The sequence below is a fragment of the Citrobacter sp. wls706 genome, from assembly GCF_005281305.1.
Classification (GTDB): Bacteria; Pseudomonadota; Gammaproteobacteria; order Enterobacterales; family Enterobacteriaceae; genus Citrobacter; species Citrobacter werkmanii.
The window spans coordinates 465,189-480,628 of the sequence record NZ_SZXG01000037.1 but is presented as its reverse complement, the minus strand read 5'-3'; the positions used below and the strand labels follow the sequence as shown (position 1 = coordinate 480,628).

Sequence of the window (15,440 nt, the reverse complement as noted above, 5' to 3'; positions counted from 1 at the left end):
CCAGCGGATGACTGGCGGTTTTGGCATGCAGGTGAGTCTTACTTTTTTATGCTACTGTTGTGCGAATCAGATAATCAAAAGAGCTTAACGAGAAAAAAAAACCCGCCAGCGGATGACTGGCGGTTTTGGCATGCAGGTGAGTCTTACTTTTTTATGCTACTGTTGTGCGAATCAGATAATCAAAAGAGCTTAACGAGGCTTTCGCGCCTTCGCCTGTCGCGATGATGATCTGCTTATACGGTACGGTTGTGCAGTCACCCGCAGCGAAAACACCTTTCACGCTGGTTTCGCACTTCGCATCGATGATAATTTCACCCATGCGGTTGCGTTCAACTGCGCCTTCCAGCCAGTTGGTGTTCGGCAGCAGACCAATCTGTACAAAGATACCTGCCAGCTCCACACTGTGAATATCTCCGCTTACGCGGTCACGATACTCAAGACCAGTCACTTTGCTGCCATCGCCTTTTACTTCTGTCGTTTGCGCATTCAAAATGATGTCGACATTTTTCAGACTGCGTAGTTTATTCTGCAGTACCTGATCGGCCTTCATTTCAGGAGCAAACTCCAGCAGCGTCACATGTTCAACGATGCCCGCCAGGTCGATAGCGGCTTCAACACCGGAGTTACCGCCGCCAATCACCGCCACACGCTTGCCTTTAAACAGCGGGCCATCACAGTGCGGGCAATAGGTTACGCCTTTAGTGCGATACTGATCTTCACCCGGAACGTTCATGTTGCGCCACTTCGCGCCGGTCGCGATGATAATGCTGCGCGCTTTCAGCACCGCGCCGGATGCTGTTTCAATCTGATGCAGACCACCTTCCTGCGCCGCAGGAATCAATTTGCTGGCGCTTTGGCTATCGATAACATCAACATCATAGTCATCGACGTGTGCTTTCAGCGCGCCCGCCAGTTTCTGGCCTTCGGTTTTTGGCACCGAGATATAGTTTTCAATATCAACGGTATCCAGGACCTGACCGCCAAAACGTTCGCCCATCAGACCGGTGCGGATACCTTTACGTGCAGAGTACACCGCAGCAGCAGCTCCCGCAGGACCGGAACCAACAATCAGTACGTCATAGGCATCACGCGTGTTCAACTCTTCAGCCGCACGTTTCTCTGCGCCGGTATCCACTTTCGCCACGATCTCAGTCAGCGTCATGCGGCCCTGGCCGAACTCTTTACCGTTCATAAATACCGCCGGAACGCCCATCACGTTGCGATCGGTGATTTCGTTCTGGAAAGTACCGCCATCAATCGCCGTATGCTTGATGCGTGGGTTCAGTACCGACATCAGGTTCAGCGCCTGCACCACGTCCGGACAGTTATGGCAGGAGAGTGAATAATAGGTTTCAAACTCAAAATCGCCGTCGAGATCGCGGATCTGCTCCAGCAAAGCCTGCGCCTCTTTTGACGGATGACCGCCCGTCCACAACAGCGCGAGCACCAGCGAGGTAAACTCATGGCCCAGCGGAGAACCCGCAAAGCGCGGCCCCTGATGAGAGCCAGGATTAGTAATCAGGAACGATGGCTTACGTACCGGCAGAGTATTGTCTTCTTTAAAGGTGACTTTCTCTGACAGTTCAGCAATTTCAGTCAGCAGTTCCTTGATTTCTGCCGATTTAGCGCTGTCATCCAGCGTAGCAATCAGCTCAACAGGTTTGGTCAGTTTCTCAAGGTAAGCCCTGAGCTGGGTTTTCATATTTGTGTCGAGCATTCTTCTTCCCTCTCTGAAAACATCATCATGCAAGCGGCCTCGTTCAGACAGTCTGAATACGTTTGCATCATGGTGTTGGAATAAAACGGGCACGACGCACCCGCTTAAGGATTAATTCGCAAGAATTTCGCGTTACAGGCAGGCGGCAAGCTTATGAATCCCCGGGAGCTTACATAAGTAAGTGACCGGGGTGATTAAGCGTAGCCAACGCACCTGTAGCGCGAAAGGCGTAGCGAATTTTAGATTTTACCAACCAGGTCTAAAGATGGAGCCAGAGTCGCTTCACCTTCTTTCCATTTAGCCGGGCAAACTTCGCCTGGGTGGGATGCAACATACTGTGCGGCTTTAATTTTGCGCAGCAGGTCAGAAGCATCACGACCGATACCTTCAGCGGTAACTTCGATTGCCTGGATGATACCCTGCGGGTCAACAACAAAGGTTGCGCGGTCAGCAAGACCTTCATCTTCACGCATGTTGTCGAAGTTACGGGTCAGGGCGCCAGTCGGGTCGCCGATCATCGCATATTTGATTTTTGCGATGGTGTCAGAGCTGCTGTGCCATGCTTTGTGCGTAAAGTGGGTATCGGTAGAAACAGAGTAAACGTCTACGCCCAGTTTCTGCAGTTCTTCATAATGGTCTGCAACGTCGCCCAGTTCGGTCGGGCAAACGAAGGTGAAGTCAGCCGGGTAGAAGAAGAAGACGCTCCAGCGACCTTCGGTATCTTTCTCGGTTACTTCGATGAACTCACCGTTTTTGAACGCCTGGTTTTTGAAAGGTTTAATTTTGGTATTAATCAAAGACATCTGTACTTCCTCCGTGTTTTCGTTGAGAGATAAGTTAACGAAAATCTCTTCAAAGGGCTAATGCGTTTCCTTTATCAAATCAATAAGCGTTAACTAACAACTTACTCAATCGAACCTAAAAGACAAAAGTAAAAAAGGCCCCCTATGCAGGGAGCCTCATTACCCGAGCTACCCGCAGGTAACGTCAGTACCAGCAGAGCTGGCTATGTGTTGCGCTCTACATTACCTTAACAAAGGTCGTAACAGCGATTGGGATTACATCACCCAACTAAAGAAAGGGCAATCGACAGACTGTCGATCTTACCTATGGCTGTGATAGGTTTTGCAATTCAGTCCCCTTTCCTTCTGATTTTATAAGGAAAATCAATGTTTAAACGTACCTTACTCTTATCCTTGCTTCCCGCTATTGTCCATGCCGAAGAGCTACCGCCCCCTGTTAAAGCCATTGAGAAACAGGGTATTACCATCGTGAAGCCCTTCGACGCGCCAGGTGGAATGAAAGGTTATCTTGGTAAATACCAGGATATGGGAGTAACCATTTATGTCACTCCTGACGGCAAACATGCCATCTCCGGTTATATGTATAACGAAAAAGGAGAAAATCTTAGTAATACGCTGATAGAAAAAGAGATCTATGCCCCAGCAGGGCGCGAGATGTGGCAGCGAATGGAAAAAGCCTCGTGGATTCTGGATGGAAATAAAGAGGCTCCGGTAATTGTCTACGTGTTCGCCGATCCCTTCTGCCCTTATTGCAAGCAGTTTTGGCAGCAGGCGCGTCCGTGGGTCGATTCCGGTAAAGTTCAGCTGCGTACGCTGTTAGTGGGCGTAATCAAACCCGAAAGCCCGGCAACAGCTGTCGCAATCTTGTCGGCAAAAGATCCGGCCAAAACCTGGCATGACTATGAAGCTTCTGGCGGCAAAATGAAGCTGGAAATTCCGGCCTCTCTCCCGCCCGAGCAGATGAAGATACTCAATATCAACCAAAAGTTGATGGATGATTTGGGCGCAAACGTGACGCCAGCCATCTACTACATGAGTAAAGACAATACGTTACAACAGGAAGTCGGGTTACCCGATAAGGAAAAATTAAACATTATCATGGGAAATAAATAAAGGTAACAAAATGAGTGATTGTTATCGTTCTCATCTCAATCACTCATCATCACTGATTTTTTTACTCGTAAAAAATAATCTTGTTGTGCTATTTTAGCTTCAGTACATCATACTTTAAGTATTCAAACATAAACTCATAGAATAATTTTACTTATAACATTCTTAATGCAAATTACACCTGACAGAACTTTACAGGAAGATAACGATGGCTAATCTCTATGACCTCAAAAAATTTGACCTGAATCTACTGGTCATTTTTGAATGTATATACCAACATTTAAGTATAAGCAAAGCTGCCGAAACATTGTATATCACGCCATCAGCGGTTAGCCAGTCATTACAACGACTACGCACACAGTTTAACGACCCCCTGTTTATTCGATCCGGTAAAGGCATTACGCCTACGGTGACGGGGGTCAATCTTCATCATCATCTTGAGCAAAATCTGAATATGCTGGAGCAAACCATTAATATTATGCATGACTCCAGTCTGAAAAAAAAATTCATTATCTACAGTCCGCAAATCACCACCACACTGGGGGTAACGGAATTAATCAATGCCCTAAGAAAAAATCCAGATATCGAAGTTGAACACCACGATATATTAATGTCAGCAGAAACCGCAGAGAATATACTAGCGTATCGGAAGGCAGATATGGTGATAACTACGGTTCCCGTGCATAACCGCTCTATTGTATGTAACTTATTTAAAAAGATTGAATGCACTTTGGTATGCAGTGGTAGTCATCCAAGAATGTCTGCACATAGCACGCTCGAAGAAATCATGCGGGAGCAATTTACATTGCTTAGCACAACGCAACCCGGTATCCACGAGCAACAGTTTGTAACGAATGATCTTTTTCCAGAACGTAAAATTGGTTTTAGCAGTGACTCACTGACTTCCATTACTAATATTATTGCCAGCACAGATCTTATTGGCATCATTCCTACAATCATTTATGAGCAAAATGCCGCTGCACTTAACCTGAAAGAAATCAGCATTAATTTTAAATTACCACCGGTTAAACTTTTTTTAATGTACAATCGTTCCTCGCTTAACAACCAGTCTTTTGCTGATTATATTAAAAGGATTAGCCCATAAAATTAAAAAAAGCCTTCATGACAAATCTGTTATATGTATAACTTAACAAACAGTCATTTAAATCATGAATACATTAAAACATTGCATCTTTGAGAAATTGGCATATCTTATTGCAAGCATTTATTATATCTGTAAATAATAAAATCTGGATATGGACTTGATATGTCTGTTTATAAAATACCACTGAATCAAAACGTTCTCGAAGCCGCGCAGGAACGTATTGCCTGGACGCTTGAGGCTCTGCCACGTATTTGCGTTTCTTTCTCTGGAGGGAAAGATTCAGGGTTGATGTTACATCTGACAGCCATAAGCGCCCGCCAGACGGGTAAAAAATTCGACGTGTTATTTATCGACTGGGAAGCCCAGTTTTCCTGCACTATCGACTATGTACAGGCACTTCGCGAACGTTATTCCGATGTCATCGAACGCTTTTATTGGGTCGCGTTACCTCTGACCACACAAAACTCACTTTCACAATATCAACCTGAATGGCAGTGTTGGGAACCGGGAACGCCGTGGGTTCGCCAGCCTCCGGAAGATGCCATAACCGATCCTGATTATTTCTCTTTTTACCAGCCCGGCATGACGTTTGAACAATTTGTTCGCGAGTTCGCTGATTGGTATTCAGATAAACGACCAGCCGCGATGATGGTCGGCATTCGCGCGGACGAGTCCTATAATCGCTTTGTGGCCATAGCTAATTCGCGCAAGCAACGTTTTGCCGATGACAAGCCGTGGACGACTGCTGCGCCTGGTGGACACACCTGGTATATTTACCCGCTATATGACTGGAAAACAGCCGATATCTGGACATGGTTTGCACAGTCAAAATTGCCGTGTAACCCCCTGTATAATCTGATGTACCAGGCCGGGGTCCCGACAAGATATATGCGTATATGCGAACCCTTTGGACCTGAACAACGCCAGGGGCTGTGGCTGTACCATGTTATTGAGCCTCAGCGATGGGCGGCTATGTGCGCCCGCGTCAGCGGTGTTAAAAGCGGAGGTATTTACGCCGGTCATGACAACCATTTTTATGGCCATAGGAAAATACTCAAGCCTGAACATTTAAGCTGGCAAGAGTACGCCATGCTGCTATTGAATAGCATGCCAGAACAGACCGCAGAGCATTACCGCAACAAAATCGCCGTCTATATACAGTGGTATAAGAAAAAAGGTATGGACAATATCCCGGAAAGTCAGGAAAGTGATATTGGTTCCAGGGATATCCCCTCATGGAGAAGGATCTGCAAAGTACTCCTGAATAATGATTACTGGTGTCGAGCACTTTCGTTCAGTCCCACAAAAACGAAAAACTACCAGCGATACACTGAACGAATGAAAACCAAACGCCAGGAATGGGGGATCTTATGCAGCAACGACTAACTCAGGAACTCACGGACTTTCTTTCTGCGCTGTCTGAAGAAGAGCGTATTGAAGCGATCAATGAATTCCGGAAAGCTATCCATAGCGTCAGCCCTTTTCGTGAAGAGCCGGTAGACTGCGTGCTATGGGTTAAAAGCGACCATATTTATCCCAACGACTACAACCCGAACAATGTTGCTCCGCCAGAGAAAAAATTGCTGCTGAAATCTATTGAAGCGGATGGCTTCACGCAGCCGATTGTCGTCGTTGAATCATTCAGGGAAGAATATGAGATAGTAGACGGTTTTCATCGCCATGAATTAGGTAAAAATAAAGCATCGCTAAAACCGCGCTTAAAAGGCTATCTGCCCGTCACCTGCCTGCAACGCAATCGTCATGAGCGTATGGCGGCGACAATCCGCCACAACCGCGCTCGCGGACGCCACCAAATCCACGCCATGTCGGAAATCGTACGTGAATTATCGCAACTGGGCTGGAGTGAAGAAAAAATCGCTAAAGAACTCGGCATGGATAACGACGAAGTATTGCGACTGAAACAAATCAACGGCCTGCAGGAATTATTTGCCGACCGTCGGTTTTCCAAAGCCTGGACAGTGAAATAATTACAGCGAAACCAGACGCTCTGCGGCTGCTAACAGCGTCGATTCTTGCTTGGCAAAACATAGGCGGATCAGCTTATGCGGGAAAGGATCGGCGCAGAACACCGACAGCGGTATCGCCGCAACGCCCACTTCTTTAGTTAACCACTGACAAAACTCAACGTCATTAAGCGTTGAGACCGCACTGTAATCGACCAGCAGAAAGTACGTCCCCTCACACGGCAGAATTTCCAGTCGACTGTCGCGTAACGCATTCACCAGTACATCACGCTTTTTCTGATAAAACGTGGGCAGCTCGCGGTAGTGTATTGGGTCCTCCCGCAGCATATCCGCCAGCGCCAGCTGAGCCGGCGTGTTGACTGAGAACGTCAGGTACTGATGGATTTTGCGTAGCTCGGCGCTAATGGCGGCGGGTGCAACGCAATAGCCAACTTTCCAGCCGGTCATATGATACGTTTTACCGAATGATGAAACGGCAACAGCGCGTTCCCGTAGCTGCGGATGAGCCAGCACGCTCGCATGTCCATGAGCGGCAAAGCAGATATGCTCATAAACTTCGTCGCTGATAACAAAAATCTCACGCTCTTTAATCGCCTGCCATAACGCATCAAAATCAGTGCGCTGCCAGACGGTCGCAGATGGGTTATGCGGTGTATTGAGGATCACTAACCGGGTACGCTCGCTGAGTAACGTGGCAAATTCCTGCCAGTCCACACGAAATAACGGCGGTTGCAGCGCAATACGTTTCACCACGCCGCCGGATAACGCCACCGCAGGCGCATAGCTGTCGTAGCTCGGATCAAAACAGATCACTTCATCACCAGGCCGCACCAGCGCCGTAATAGCTGCATACAATGCTTCTGTGGCCCCAGCCGTGACGCTGATCTCACTTGTCGCGTCGGGCTTATAGCCGTACAACTCCGCTGTTTTATCGGCAATGGCTTCGCGCAGCGGCTGCACGCCCGTCATCGGCGCATACTGGTTAGCGCCATGCGCAACATGATATGCCAGACGTTCCTGCAAGAAGTGTGGACCGTCAAAATCAGGAAATCCCTGCGAGAGGTTAATGGCCTGATGCTGCTGCGCCAGCGCGCTCATCTGCGTGAAGATTGTGGTGCCCAGATTAGGCAGTTTACTTTGCACAATCAGCGGGTTATTACTCATTATTGTTATCCCAGCGAGTGATGTTGTTGTTGAAGCCACTATAGCACGATGCTAGTATTTGGCAATCAAGACGTTCAGACGTCTATATAAATATAACCTGCCAGGACAGGACAGCCAAAAGGACAACACAACATGAGTAATACCGAGATTCGCGTCGTCACCGGCCCGGCCAACTATTTTTCCCATCCCGGCAGTTTGTCGAGACTCAACGATTTTTTCACAACCGACCAACTCTCACGCGCTGTCTGGGTTTACGGTGAGCGCGCCATCGATGCGGCCCGCCCTTATCTGCCAGAGGCTTTTCATCTTGCCGAGGCTAAGCGCCTACTGTTTACGGGACATTGCAGCGAAACCGATGTTGCTCAACTGGCAAAAGAATCGGGAGATGATCGCAGCATCGTGATTGGCGTGGGCGGCGGTACACTGCTCGATACGGCTAAAGCGCTGGCTCGCCGTCTTGATTTACCTTTCGTGGCGATCCCGACCATTGCCGCCACCTGCGCGGCCTGGACGCCGCTTTCCGTCTGGTACAACGATGCCGGTCAGGCGCTGCATTTCGAAATATTCGACGATGCCAATTTTTTGGTGCTGGTTGAGCCACGAATCATACTCAACGCGCCTGAAGAGTATTTACTGGCCGGTATTGGCGATACGCTGGCGAAATGGTATGAGGCAGTGGTGCTGGCTCCCCAGCCAGAAACGTTACCTTTGACCGTACGTCTGGGCATCAACGGCGCGCTGGCCATCCGCGACGTCCTGCTGGAAAGCAGCGAGCAGGCACTGGCAGATAAGCAGCGTGGTGAACTAACCCAGGCGTTTTGCGACGTGGTGGATGCGATTATAGCCGGCGGCGGCATGGTTGGTGGTCTGGGCGAGCGCTACACCCGTGTGGCGGCGGCACATTCGGTCCATAACGGTCTGACCGTCCTCCCGCAAACGGAGAAGTTTCTCCATGGCACCAAAGTGGCGTATGGCATTCTGGTGCAGAGCGCATTACTTGGGCAAGATGATGTTCTGGCGCAACTTGTCACCGCTTATCAGCGGTTCAATCTCCCCACCAGGCTGGCCCAGTTAGACGTGGATATCGCAAATCGCGCTGAGATCGATAAGGTGATTGCGCATACCCTGCGCCCGGTGGAATCTATTCATGCGCTGCCGGTAACGTTAACGCCAGATACCCTGCGCGCAGCATTTGAGAAAGTAGAATCGTTGACGGTGTGACTATCGTACAGGTTGCCTGATGACGGCTTCGCCTTATCAGGTCAACGACGACTAATTATAACGGCAAATGCTCACAATAATTCGAGGAGTTGTAGGCCGGATAAGCGTCAGCGCATCCGGCAAAAAATTAACAGCACTTCGCGCCGCCTTTCCCCCCATAGCGCGCATCCTGCCGCTCGCGGAAAAACTCTTCGTAGGTCATTGGCGTCTGATCCGGATGCGTGACGCGCATATGCTCAACATAGTTGTCATAATCCGGCACACCGATCATCAAGCGGGCGGTTTGCCCTAAATACTTCCCGGCTTTAGCGAGTGTTTCAAACATAGTGATTCCCTGGCGTACAAATGCCCTCCCCGCTCAGGAAAGGGCTTGTTGGTGAAGAGAATATTAGTGCGCGCCTTTAGCCTGCGCCACGATCTCTTCGACATTCTCCGGCATCGGTTCGTACGGCGTTTCTTTCGACGTCGGTTTGTCCTCTTTCAGTGCTGCCAGCGCAGTTTTAATCGAGAACAGACCCAGCACCACGACGACCACCATGAAGAAGATGGTAAGACCCGCATCCAGACGGTTGTTAAACACCAGTTGCGTCAGTTGCGACTGGGTGTACTGCGCCGGAATATTACCGCTGTCGATCATCGCCTGGAACTTGTTGGCGATAGCCAGGAAGCCAATTTTCGCATCCGGGCTAAACGCTTTCTGCCAGCCCGCAGTCAGAGTACAAATCAGCAGCCAGGCCGTTGGCACCAGCGCTACCCATGCGTAGCGCTGACGTTTCATCTTGAACAGCACCACCGCACAGAGCATCAATGCCATACCGGCCAGCATCTGGTTGGCGATACCAAACAGCGGCCACAGGGTGTTGATACCGCCCAGCGGATCCACCACGCCCTGGTGTAAGAAGTAACCCCAGGCCAGTACGCACAGCGCTGTAGCCAGCAGGTTCGCAGGCAGTGAATCGGTACGTTTCAGGCTCGGTGATACCACGCCCAACAGATCCTGCAGCATAAAGCGTGCGGCGCGTGTACCGGCGTCAACCGCCGTCAGAATAAACAGGGCTTCAAATAGAATGGCGAAGTGATACCAGAACGCCACATCCATCATGCCGCCCAGCGCACCATGCAGAATATACGCCATCCCAACGGCCAGCGTCGGCGCACCGCCTGCGCGGGAAATGATGGATTGTTCGCCGACTTCATTGGCGATTTGATGCAAGGTGTCTGGGGTAATAGCAAAGCCCCAACTGCTGACCACCTGCGCCGCAGAAGCAACGACATCCGCCGTACCCGCCGGAGCCAACACCGCCATCGGGCTGTTCATCGCGAAGTACACGCCCGGATCGATGATGCACGCGGAAACCAGCGCCATAATGGCGACAAAGGATTCCATTAACATTCCGCCATAGCCGATAAAACAGGCCTGCCCTTCGTTCGCCAGCATCTTCGGCGTGGTACCGGAAGAGATCAGCGCGTGGAAGCCAGATACCGCACCACAGGCAATGGTAATAAACAGGAACGGGAACAGGTTACCGGTCCAGACCGGGCCAGTACCGTCAACAAACTTGGTCAGCGCAGGCATGGTCAGCGTCGGACGCATGATCAGAATACCCACCGCCAGACCAACAATGGTGCCGATCTTCAGGAAGGTAGAGAGATAATCACGCGGGGCCAGCAACAGCCATACTGGCAGCACGGCAGCGACAAAGCCGTAACCCACCAGCATCCACGTCAGTTGTACGCCGGTAAAGTCAAAATACGGTGCCCAGGTCGGACTTTCGGCCACCCAACCGCCGGAAATAATGGCAAACACCAGGAATACCAGACCGATGACCGACACTTCGCCAATGCGGCCCGGACGCAAATAACGCAGGTAGATCCCCATAAAGATCGCCAGCGGAATGGTAAACGCGACGGTGTAGGTTCCCCACGGGCTGTGGGTCAGCGCTTTCACGACGATCATCGCCAGTACCGCGAGGATAATCACCATGATCATAAAACAGGCTACCAGCGCAATAACGCCCGCCGTTGGGCCCATTTCTTCTTTCACCAGTTCGCCAAGGGAACGACCATCGCGACGGGTAGAAACAAACAGTACCATGAAGTCCTGCACTGCCCCCGCAAGTACCACCCCGGCAAGCAGCCAGATCATCCCCGGCAAATAACCCATTTGTGCCGCCAGCACCGGTCCGACTAACGGACCCGCCCCGGCAATCGCCGCAAAATGGTGACCGAACAGCACTTTTTTATCGGTAGGAACATAATCCAGACCGTCGTTATGGCGCACGGCTGGCGTCATACGCGTTGGGTCCAGCGCCAGCACATTTTTCGCAATGTACAGGCCATAGAAACGGTAAGCGATAAGGTAGACACAGACCGACGCCACGACTATCCACAACGCGTTGATCTGTTCACCACGGTTTAATGCGATATAGCCGAGGGCAAATGCTCCCATAACGGAGAGCACTGTCCAGACGAGGTACTTCCCTGATTTATTCATATTGATTATCCGTTGTCCAGGTCAGAGAGATGTTACATTTTGTTTCTATAACATCTTTTCTGAATTTAACAACATGACAACCATGCAAACCCGAAGTATCACTGAATTTTTACATTGCAGTGTTAACTAGATCACTTCATTTACCTGTTAACCCTGCAATTTCATTTTACTTTGCCGGGCGACTTCACCCCATCACCGCAGTACCTAATCGGCAGGTACAACAGCGCCGTCCTTGCTCATCAAAGATAACGATTTCCCAGCTTTGGTTCTGCCGTCCAAGATGCAGTGGCTGGCAAACACCGCGCACTTTGCCCTGTGAAACCGCCCGATGGTGCGTGGCGTTCAGTTCTGTACCGACCACACACTGCCCGTCGCGGGTCATCAGATAACCCGCCATTGAACCCAACGTTTCGGCCAGTGCCGCCGACGCGCCGCCGTGCAGCAAACCAAACGGCTGATGCGTGCGGGTATCAACCGGCATTTCGGCCTCCAGCACATCATCGCCCAGCCGGGTATAAAGGATGCCTAAGTGCGCGACCATGGTGTTGCGGCTGGTGGCATTTAATTCGTCCAGCGTGAGATGGCGTTTCCAGATCATCATCATGCTCCCAGCGTTGAGCCGCCATCCACCACGATATCCTGTAGCGTAATGTGGCTGGCAAGGTCGGAGGCGAGGAATAAAATGGTGTTGGCGATCTCCTGTGGACGGGCGATTTTCCCCAACGGGATACCAAGCTTAAACTGCTCGCCAAACCCGCGAATACGCTGCTGTTCCGCGTCATCACTGACCCATAACGTGCGCTGCATGTCAGTATCGGTCGAGCCTGGCGAAACCACATTACAGCGCACACCGCTGCCCGCCAGTTCCAGCCCGACGGCGAGCGCCAGGCTTTTTAGCGCAGCTTTTGACGCTCCATAAGCGCTCATGCCGATACGCGGCGTGTGCGCCGCATCCGACGCCACGGTCACGATCGCCCCGCCCTGCTGACGACGAAACTGCGCCATCGTCTGCTGAAACAGATTGAACGCGCCGCCAACGTTAACGGCAAACGTCTGCTGCCACTCTTCAACGCTCAGAGCGTCAGTGGCCCCCATGCGCAGAATACCGGCGGCATTGACCAACACATCCAGCCGCTCGCACGCTTTAAGGACGCGCTGGCACACCTCAGCCACCTGCCCGGCATCGGCCACATCCAGCACTTCGGTCGCAAACGGATAGTTATCCTGAGGAAATTCGCGATCAAAGCCAGTCACCTGCGCGCCTGCTTTCACAAATGCCAGTGCCGTAGTGTAACCAATGCCTTTTCCCGCGCCGGTTACCCAGACGGTTTTCCCTGCAAACTCAAATCCGGCCATCAGTTCACCTCGCGGGAGAGCAGCTTCCACCAGGCGTCTATGGTCGGATTTTTCGCCAGCATCACGAAATCAATATCGCCATGAACTTTACGCCAGCGTGCCGCCAGCGCCATCATGCGCACGGAATCCAGCCCGTAGTCGATCAGGTTTTCGTCATCCATTGGCTCCTCGGACTCATCAAGCAGCGGCAAAATGATGCTACGCAGCGCCTCTTTACTCGCCGGAACCGGCGTCGGCAAAAGCTCCTGGGTCATTACCACCCGACCGGAGCGTCCCGCCACGTATTTCAGCGACATCAGGTGTTCATCGCGACTAAAATCCGCCAGCGCATCGGCGACCATAAACGGCTTGATATCGCGCATAAAAGCGTCCGTCGCAGTGGTCATGCAGCCAATATGAGCATACACACCGGTAATAATCAGTTGATTACGTCCGGTTTCCTTGAGCATCTGCTCCAGCGGAGAGCGATGAAATGCGCTATAACGCCATTTCACCAGAATAGTATCCGCTTCATCCGGCGCCAGCGCCTCAACGATCTTTTGTTGTTCCGGGGAACGCGTCAGGCCCGGTCCCCACATATCATTCAGCAGAGCGCGATCTTCATCACTCTGTTCTTTCGGCTGAGCGGTGTAATACACCGGAATGTTATGCTCTTTGCAGTACTGGCGCAGCGCGGCGATGTTCGCGATGACCTGCTCCATCATCGGGCAGTTATCGCCCCAAAAGCCGATAAAATAATCCTGCATGTCGTGGATCAGCAGCGCAGCGCGTTCAGGGTCAAATGCCCAGTCGACTTTGTTCACCGGAACATCGAGCGCCGTTGGTAGCGCATAAGCCTGCAGTTTAGGAATTGCCATTTCTATTTCTCCTTCAGGCCAGTGAACGTGATGCCAGCCACTGACGTAATTGTTTTTTATCCACTTTACCGACCGGGGTCAGCGGGAGTGACTCAACGCACTCCACGCGGTCAGGTAATTTGAATTCCGCCACGCCCTGGTCGCGCAGGAAACGGCGCACCTGCACCGCGCGCAGCGGCTCTTTCACCACCAGCCAGGCACAGCTTTTCTCGCCCATCAGTTCGTCATCCATACTGACCAGGGCCGCATGGATCACCAATGGGTGGCGTAACAGCAGATTTTCAATTTCTTCTGCTGCGATCTTCTCGCCACCCCGGTTGATTTGATCCTTTTCACGTCCTTGTACGGTGATATAGCCATCCTGATCGATAGCGATCAGATCGCCGGAGCAGTAAAAACCGTTGGCGTCAAAAGCGCTGGCGTTGTGCTCCGGGCTTTTGAAATAACCGCGGAAAGTGTACGGACCACGCGTCATCAGACGTCCGGTCTCTCCCTGGGCTAAGGGGTTGCCGTCAGCGTCTGCAACCCAGACTTCATCATCCGGACACATCGGACGGCCCTGGGTGTTGATGATGCGCTCAGGGCTGTCGTCCAGACGGGTGTAGTTCACCAGCCCTTCCGCCATGCCAAAGACCTGCTGCAACTGGCAGCCAATCTCCGCTGGAATACGCGCCGCAAGCGAGGCAGAAAGGCGTGCCCCACCAACTTGCAGCAGCGTCAGCGAAGCCAATTGCGCATTACTCCCCCACTCCGCAATCGCCTGCAGCCACAGACTCACCGCCGGCGGCACCAGCGCCGTGACGTTAACCTGATGCTGTTCAATCAGTGGGAAACACAGGGTTGCGCTCGGGTCAGCCGCGAGAACCACCGTGCCGCCAGCCAGGAACACGCCCAGCGCGCCAGGCGAACTCATGGCGTAGTTATGCGCCGCCGGGATCGCGCACAGATAGCGCGTTTCCCCGGTAAAGCGGCAGATCTCATTACTGCGTCGCACGCTGTAGTAGTAATCGTTATGAGTACGAGGAATAAGCTTTGGCGTGCCGGTGGTACCGCCGGAAAGCTGGAAGTACGCCACTTCATCAGCAGGCGATGGCGTCGCGGTAAAATCAGCCGTAGGCTGGTCTATCGCCTTTTGCAGGTTATGTTCGCCTTCATCATTGCGCAGTTGCACCACGCGCACTGAATTGTGTTCAGCCACAAAGGCATTGAGAAAATCTTCCCCGCTAAACAGCGCATGCTGGCGATCAGCAATCAGCAGCGCCGGTTCAATCTGTTTGGCATAGGCGTTGAGTTCGTTACGCTGATGGCTGAACAGGGCCAGCACCGGAGCGACACCCAGCTTGAGTAACGCAAAGAAGGTGATGTACAGCTCAGCCACATTGCCCAGTTGTACCAATGCGGTTTCGCCGGGTTTGATTCCCTGACGACGCAGGCTGCAGGCAAGATTGTCAGCGGCCTGATTCAGCTGGCGATAGCTCAAATGGCGTTCACCATCAATAATCGCCGTATGGTCGCTGTCGGCATGACGGGTCAGAATGTCGGTCAGCGGCAAATCCTGCCAGTAACCTTTTTCACGATAGCGGCGGGCAAACTCCTCCGGCCAACGGGTGAAAGGAATACTCATCATG

At 51.6% G+C, this 15,440-nt stretch carries 14 protein-coding genes; 5 read left to right on the top strand and 9 right to left on the bottom strand.

The window, feature by feature from the left end; genetic code table 11:
- Positions 1 to 151: 151 nt before the first annotated feature.
- A complete protein-coding gene (gene ahpF, locus FDW92_RS18790) occupies positions 152 to 1,717 on the bottom strand; it encodes an alkyl hydroperoxide reductase subunit F (protein WP_042309848.1) in 1,566 nt (521 codons plus the stop codon).
- Positions 1,718 to 1,956: 239 nt separating this feature from the next.
- A complete protein-coding gene (gene ahpC, locus FDW92_RS18785; RefSeq protein ID WP_004859485.1) occupies positions 1,957 to 2,520 on the bottom strand; it encodes an alkyl hydroperoxide reductase subunit C in 564 nt (187 codons plus the stop codon).
- A 366-nt stretch (positions 2,521 to 2,886) separates the two neighbouring features.
- Here ahpC and dsbG point away from each other — a divergent pair, with 366 nt between their 5' ends.
- From dsbG to FDW92_RS18765, 4 genes are all read left to right on the top strand, one after another.
- Positions 2,887 to 3,633 (top strand): thiol:disulfide interchange protein DsbG, encoded by a 747-nt coding sequence (gene dsbG / locus FDW92_RS18780; RefSeq protein ID WP_042309850.1) that lies wholly within the window; start codon positions 2,887 to 2,889, stop codon positions 3,631 to 3,633.
- Between the two features lie 205 nt (positions 3,634 to 3,838).
- On the top strand, positions 3,839 to 4,735 hold the full coding sequence (locus FDW92_RS18775) for a LysR family transcriptional regulator (RefSeq protein ID WP_042309852.1): 897 nt from the start codon (positions 3,839 to 3,841) through the stop codon (positions 4,733 to 4,735).
- A 162-nt stretch (positions 4,736 to 4,897) separates the two neighbouring features.
- Complete coding sequence (locus FDW92_RS18770) at positions 4,898 to 6,121, top strand: phosphoadenosine phosphosulfate reductase (RefSeq protein WP_042309854.1); 1,224 nt, start codon at positions 4,898 to 4,900, stop codon at positions 6,119 to 6,121.
- Positions 6,106 to 6,723: a ParB/RepB/Spo0J family partition protein gene (locus tag FDW92_RS18765; RefSeq protein WP_042309856.1), complete on the top strand. Its 618-nt coding sequence runs from the start codon at positions 6,106 to 6,108 to the stop codon at positions 6,721 to 6,723. Before FDW92_RS18770 ends, FDW92_RS18765 begins: the two co-directional genes overlap by 16 nt.
- On the opposite strand, the gene FDW92_RS18760 is transcribed toward FDW92_RS18765, so the two are convergent.
- Positions 6,724 to 7,884: a pyridoxal phosphate-dependent aminotransferase gene (locus tag FDW92_RS18760; protein WP_042309858.1), complete on the bottom strand. Its 1,161-nt coding sequence runs from the start codon at positions 7,882 to 7,884 to the stop codon at positions 6,724 to 6,726.
- A 132-nt stretch (positions 7,885 to 8,016) separates the two neighbouring features.
- Here FDW92_RS18760 and FDW92_RS18755 point away from each other — a divergent pair, with 132 nt between their 5' ends.
- On the top strand, positions 8,017 to 9,105 hold the full coding sequence (locus FDW92_RS18755; protein WP_042309859.1) for an oxidoreductase: 1,089 nt from the start codon (positions 8,017 to 8,019) through the stop codon (positions 9,103 to 9,105).
- A gap of 127 nt (positions 9,106 to 9,232) precedes the next feature.
- Here the strand turns inward: FDW92_RS18755 and FDW92_RS18750 are convergent, their stop codons facing one another.
- The 6 genes from FDW92_RS18750 to entE all read right to left on the bottom strand — a co-directional run bounded on the left by FDW92_RS18750 (position 9,233) and on the right by entE (position 15,436).
- A complete protein-coding gene (locus tag FDW92_RS18750) occupies positions 9,233 to 9,430 on the bottom strand; it encodes a YbdD/YjiX family protein (protein WP_003022064.1) in 198 nt (65 codons plus the stop codon).
- A gap of 63 nt (positions 9,431 to 9,493) precedes the next feature.
- Complete coding sequence (gene cstA / locus FDW92_RS18745) at positions 9,494 to 11,599, bottom strand: pyruvate/proton symporter CstA (RefSeq protein ID WP_006685575.1); 2,106 nt, start codon at positions 11,597 to 11,599, stop codon at positions 9,494 to 9,496.
- A gap of 184 nt (positions 11,600 to 11,783) precedes the next feature.
- Entirely contained in the window at positions 11,784 to 12,197 is a 414-nt protein-coding gene (entH, locus tag FDW92_RS18740; protein WP_042310169.1) for a proofreading thioesterase EntH, read from the bottom strand.
- A 2-nt stretch (positions 12,198 to 12,199) separates the two neighbouring features.
- Entirely contained in the window at positions 12,200 to 12,955 is a 756-nt protein-coding gene (gene entA, locus FDW92_RS18735) for a 2,3-dihydro-2,3-dihydroxybenzoate dehydrogenase EntA (RefSeq protein ID WP_042309862.1), read from the bottom strand.
- Positions 12,955 to 13,812 (bottom strand): isochorismatase, encoded by an 858-nt coding sequence (locus FDW92_RS18730; protein ID WP_042309864.1) that lies wholly within the window; start codon positions 13,810 to 13,812, stop codon positions 12,955 to 12,957. The genes entA and FDW92_RS18730 overlap by 1 nt, the downstream gene beginning before the upstream one ends.
- 13 nt (positions 13,813 to 13,825) lie before the next feature.
- Positions 13,826 to 15,436, bottom strand: a complete 1,611-nt coding sequence (gene entE, locus FDW92_RS18725; protein ID WP_137400685.1) for a (2,3-dihydroxybenzoyl)adenylate synthase EntE — start codon at positions 15,434 to 15,436, stop codon at positions 13,826 to 13,828.
- Positions 15,437 to 15,440: the final 4 nt, after the last annotated feature.

Excerpts from the sequence above, each read along its gene's own strand:
- FDW92_RS18775 (WP_042309852.1), top strand. The coding sequence starts at position 3,839 with ATGGCTAATCTCTATGACCTCAAAAAATTTGACCTGAATCTACTGGTC.
- ahpC (WP_004859485.1), bottom strand. The coding sequence starts at position 2,520 with ATGTCTTTGATTAATACCAAAATTAAACCTTTCAAAAACCAGGCGTTC.
- cstA (WP_006685575.1), bottom strand. The coding sequence starts at position 11,599 with ATGAATAAATCAGGGAAGTACCTCGTCTGGACAGTGCTCTCCGTTATG.
- entE (WP_137400685.1), bottom strand. The coding sequence starts at position 15,436 with ATGAGTATTCCTTTCACCCGTTGGCCGGAGGAGTTTGCCCGCCGCTAT.
- FDW92_RS18730 (WP_042309864.1), bottom strand. The coding sequence starts at position 13,812 with ATGGCAATTCCTAAACTGCAGGCTTATGCGCTACCAACGGCGCTCGAT.
- FDW92_RS18760 (WP_042309858.1), bottom strand. The coding sequence starts at position 7,884 with ATGAGTAATAACCCGCTGATTGTGCAAAGTAAACTGCCTAATCTGGGC.
- ahpF (WP_042309848.1), bottom strand. The coding sequence starts at position 1,717 with ATGCTCGACACAAATATGAAAACCCAGCTCAGGGCTTACCTTGAGAAA.
- entA (WP_042309862.1), bottom strand. The coding sequence starts at position 12,955 with ATGGCCGGATTTGAGTTTGCAGGGAAAACCGTCTGGGTAACCGGCGCG.
- FDW92_RS18770 (WP_042309854.1), top strand. The coding sequence starts at position 4,898 with ATGTCTGTTTATAAAATACCACTGAATCAAAACGTTCTCGAAGCCGCG.
- FDW92_RS18765 (WP_042309856.1), top strand. The coding sequence starts at position 6,106 with ATGCAGCAACGACTAACTCAGGAACTCACGGACTTTCTTTCTGCGCTG.
- FDW92_RS18750 (WP_003022064.1), bottom strand. The coding sequence starts at position 9,430 with ATGTTTGAAACACTCGCTAAAGCCGGGAAGTATTTAGGGCAAACCGCC.
- FDW92_RS18755 (WP_042309859.1), top strand. The coding sequence starts at position 8,017 with ATGAGTAATACCGAGATTCGCGTCGTCACCGGCCCGGCCAACTATTTT.
- dsbG (WP_042309850.1), top strand. The coding sequence starts at position 2,887 with ATGTTTAAACGTACCTTACTCTTATCCTTGCTTCCCGCTATTGTCCAT.
- entH (WP_042310169.1), bottom strand. The coding sequence starts at position 12,197 with ATGATCTGGAAACGCCATCTCACGCTGGACGAATTAAATGCCACCAGC.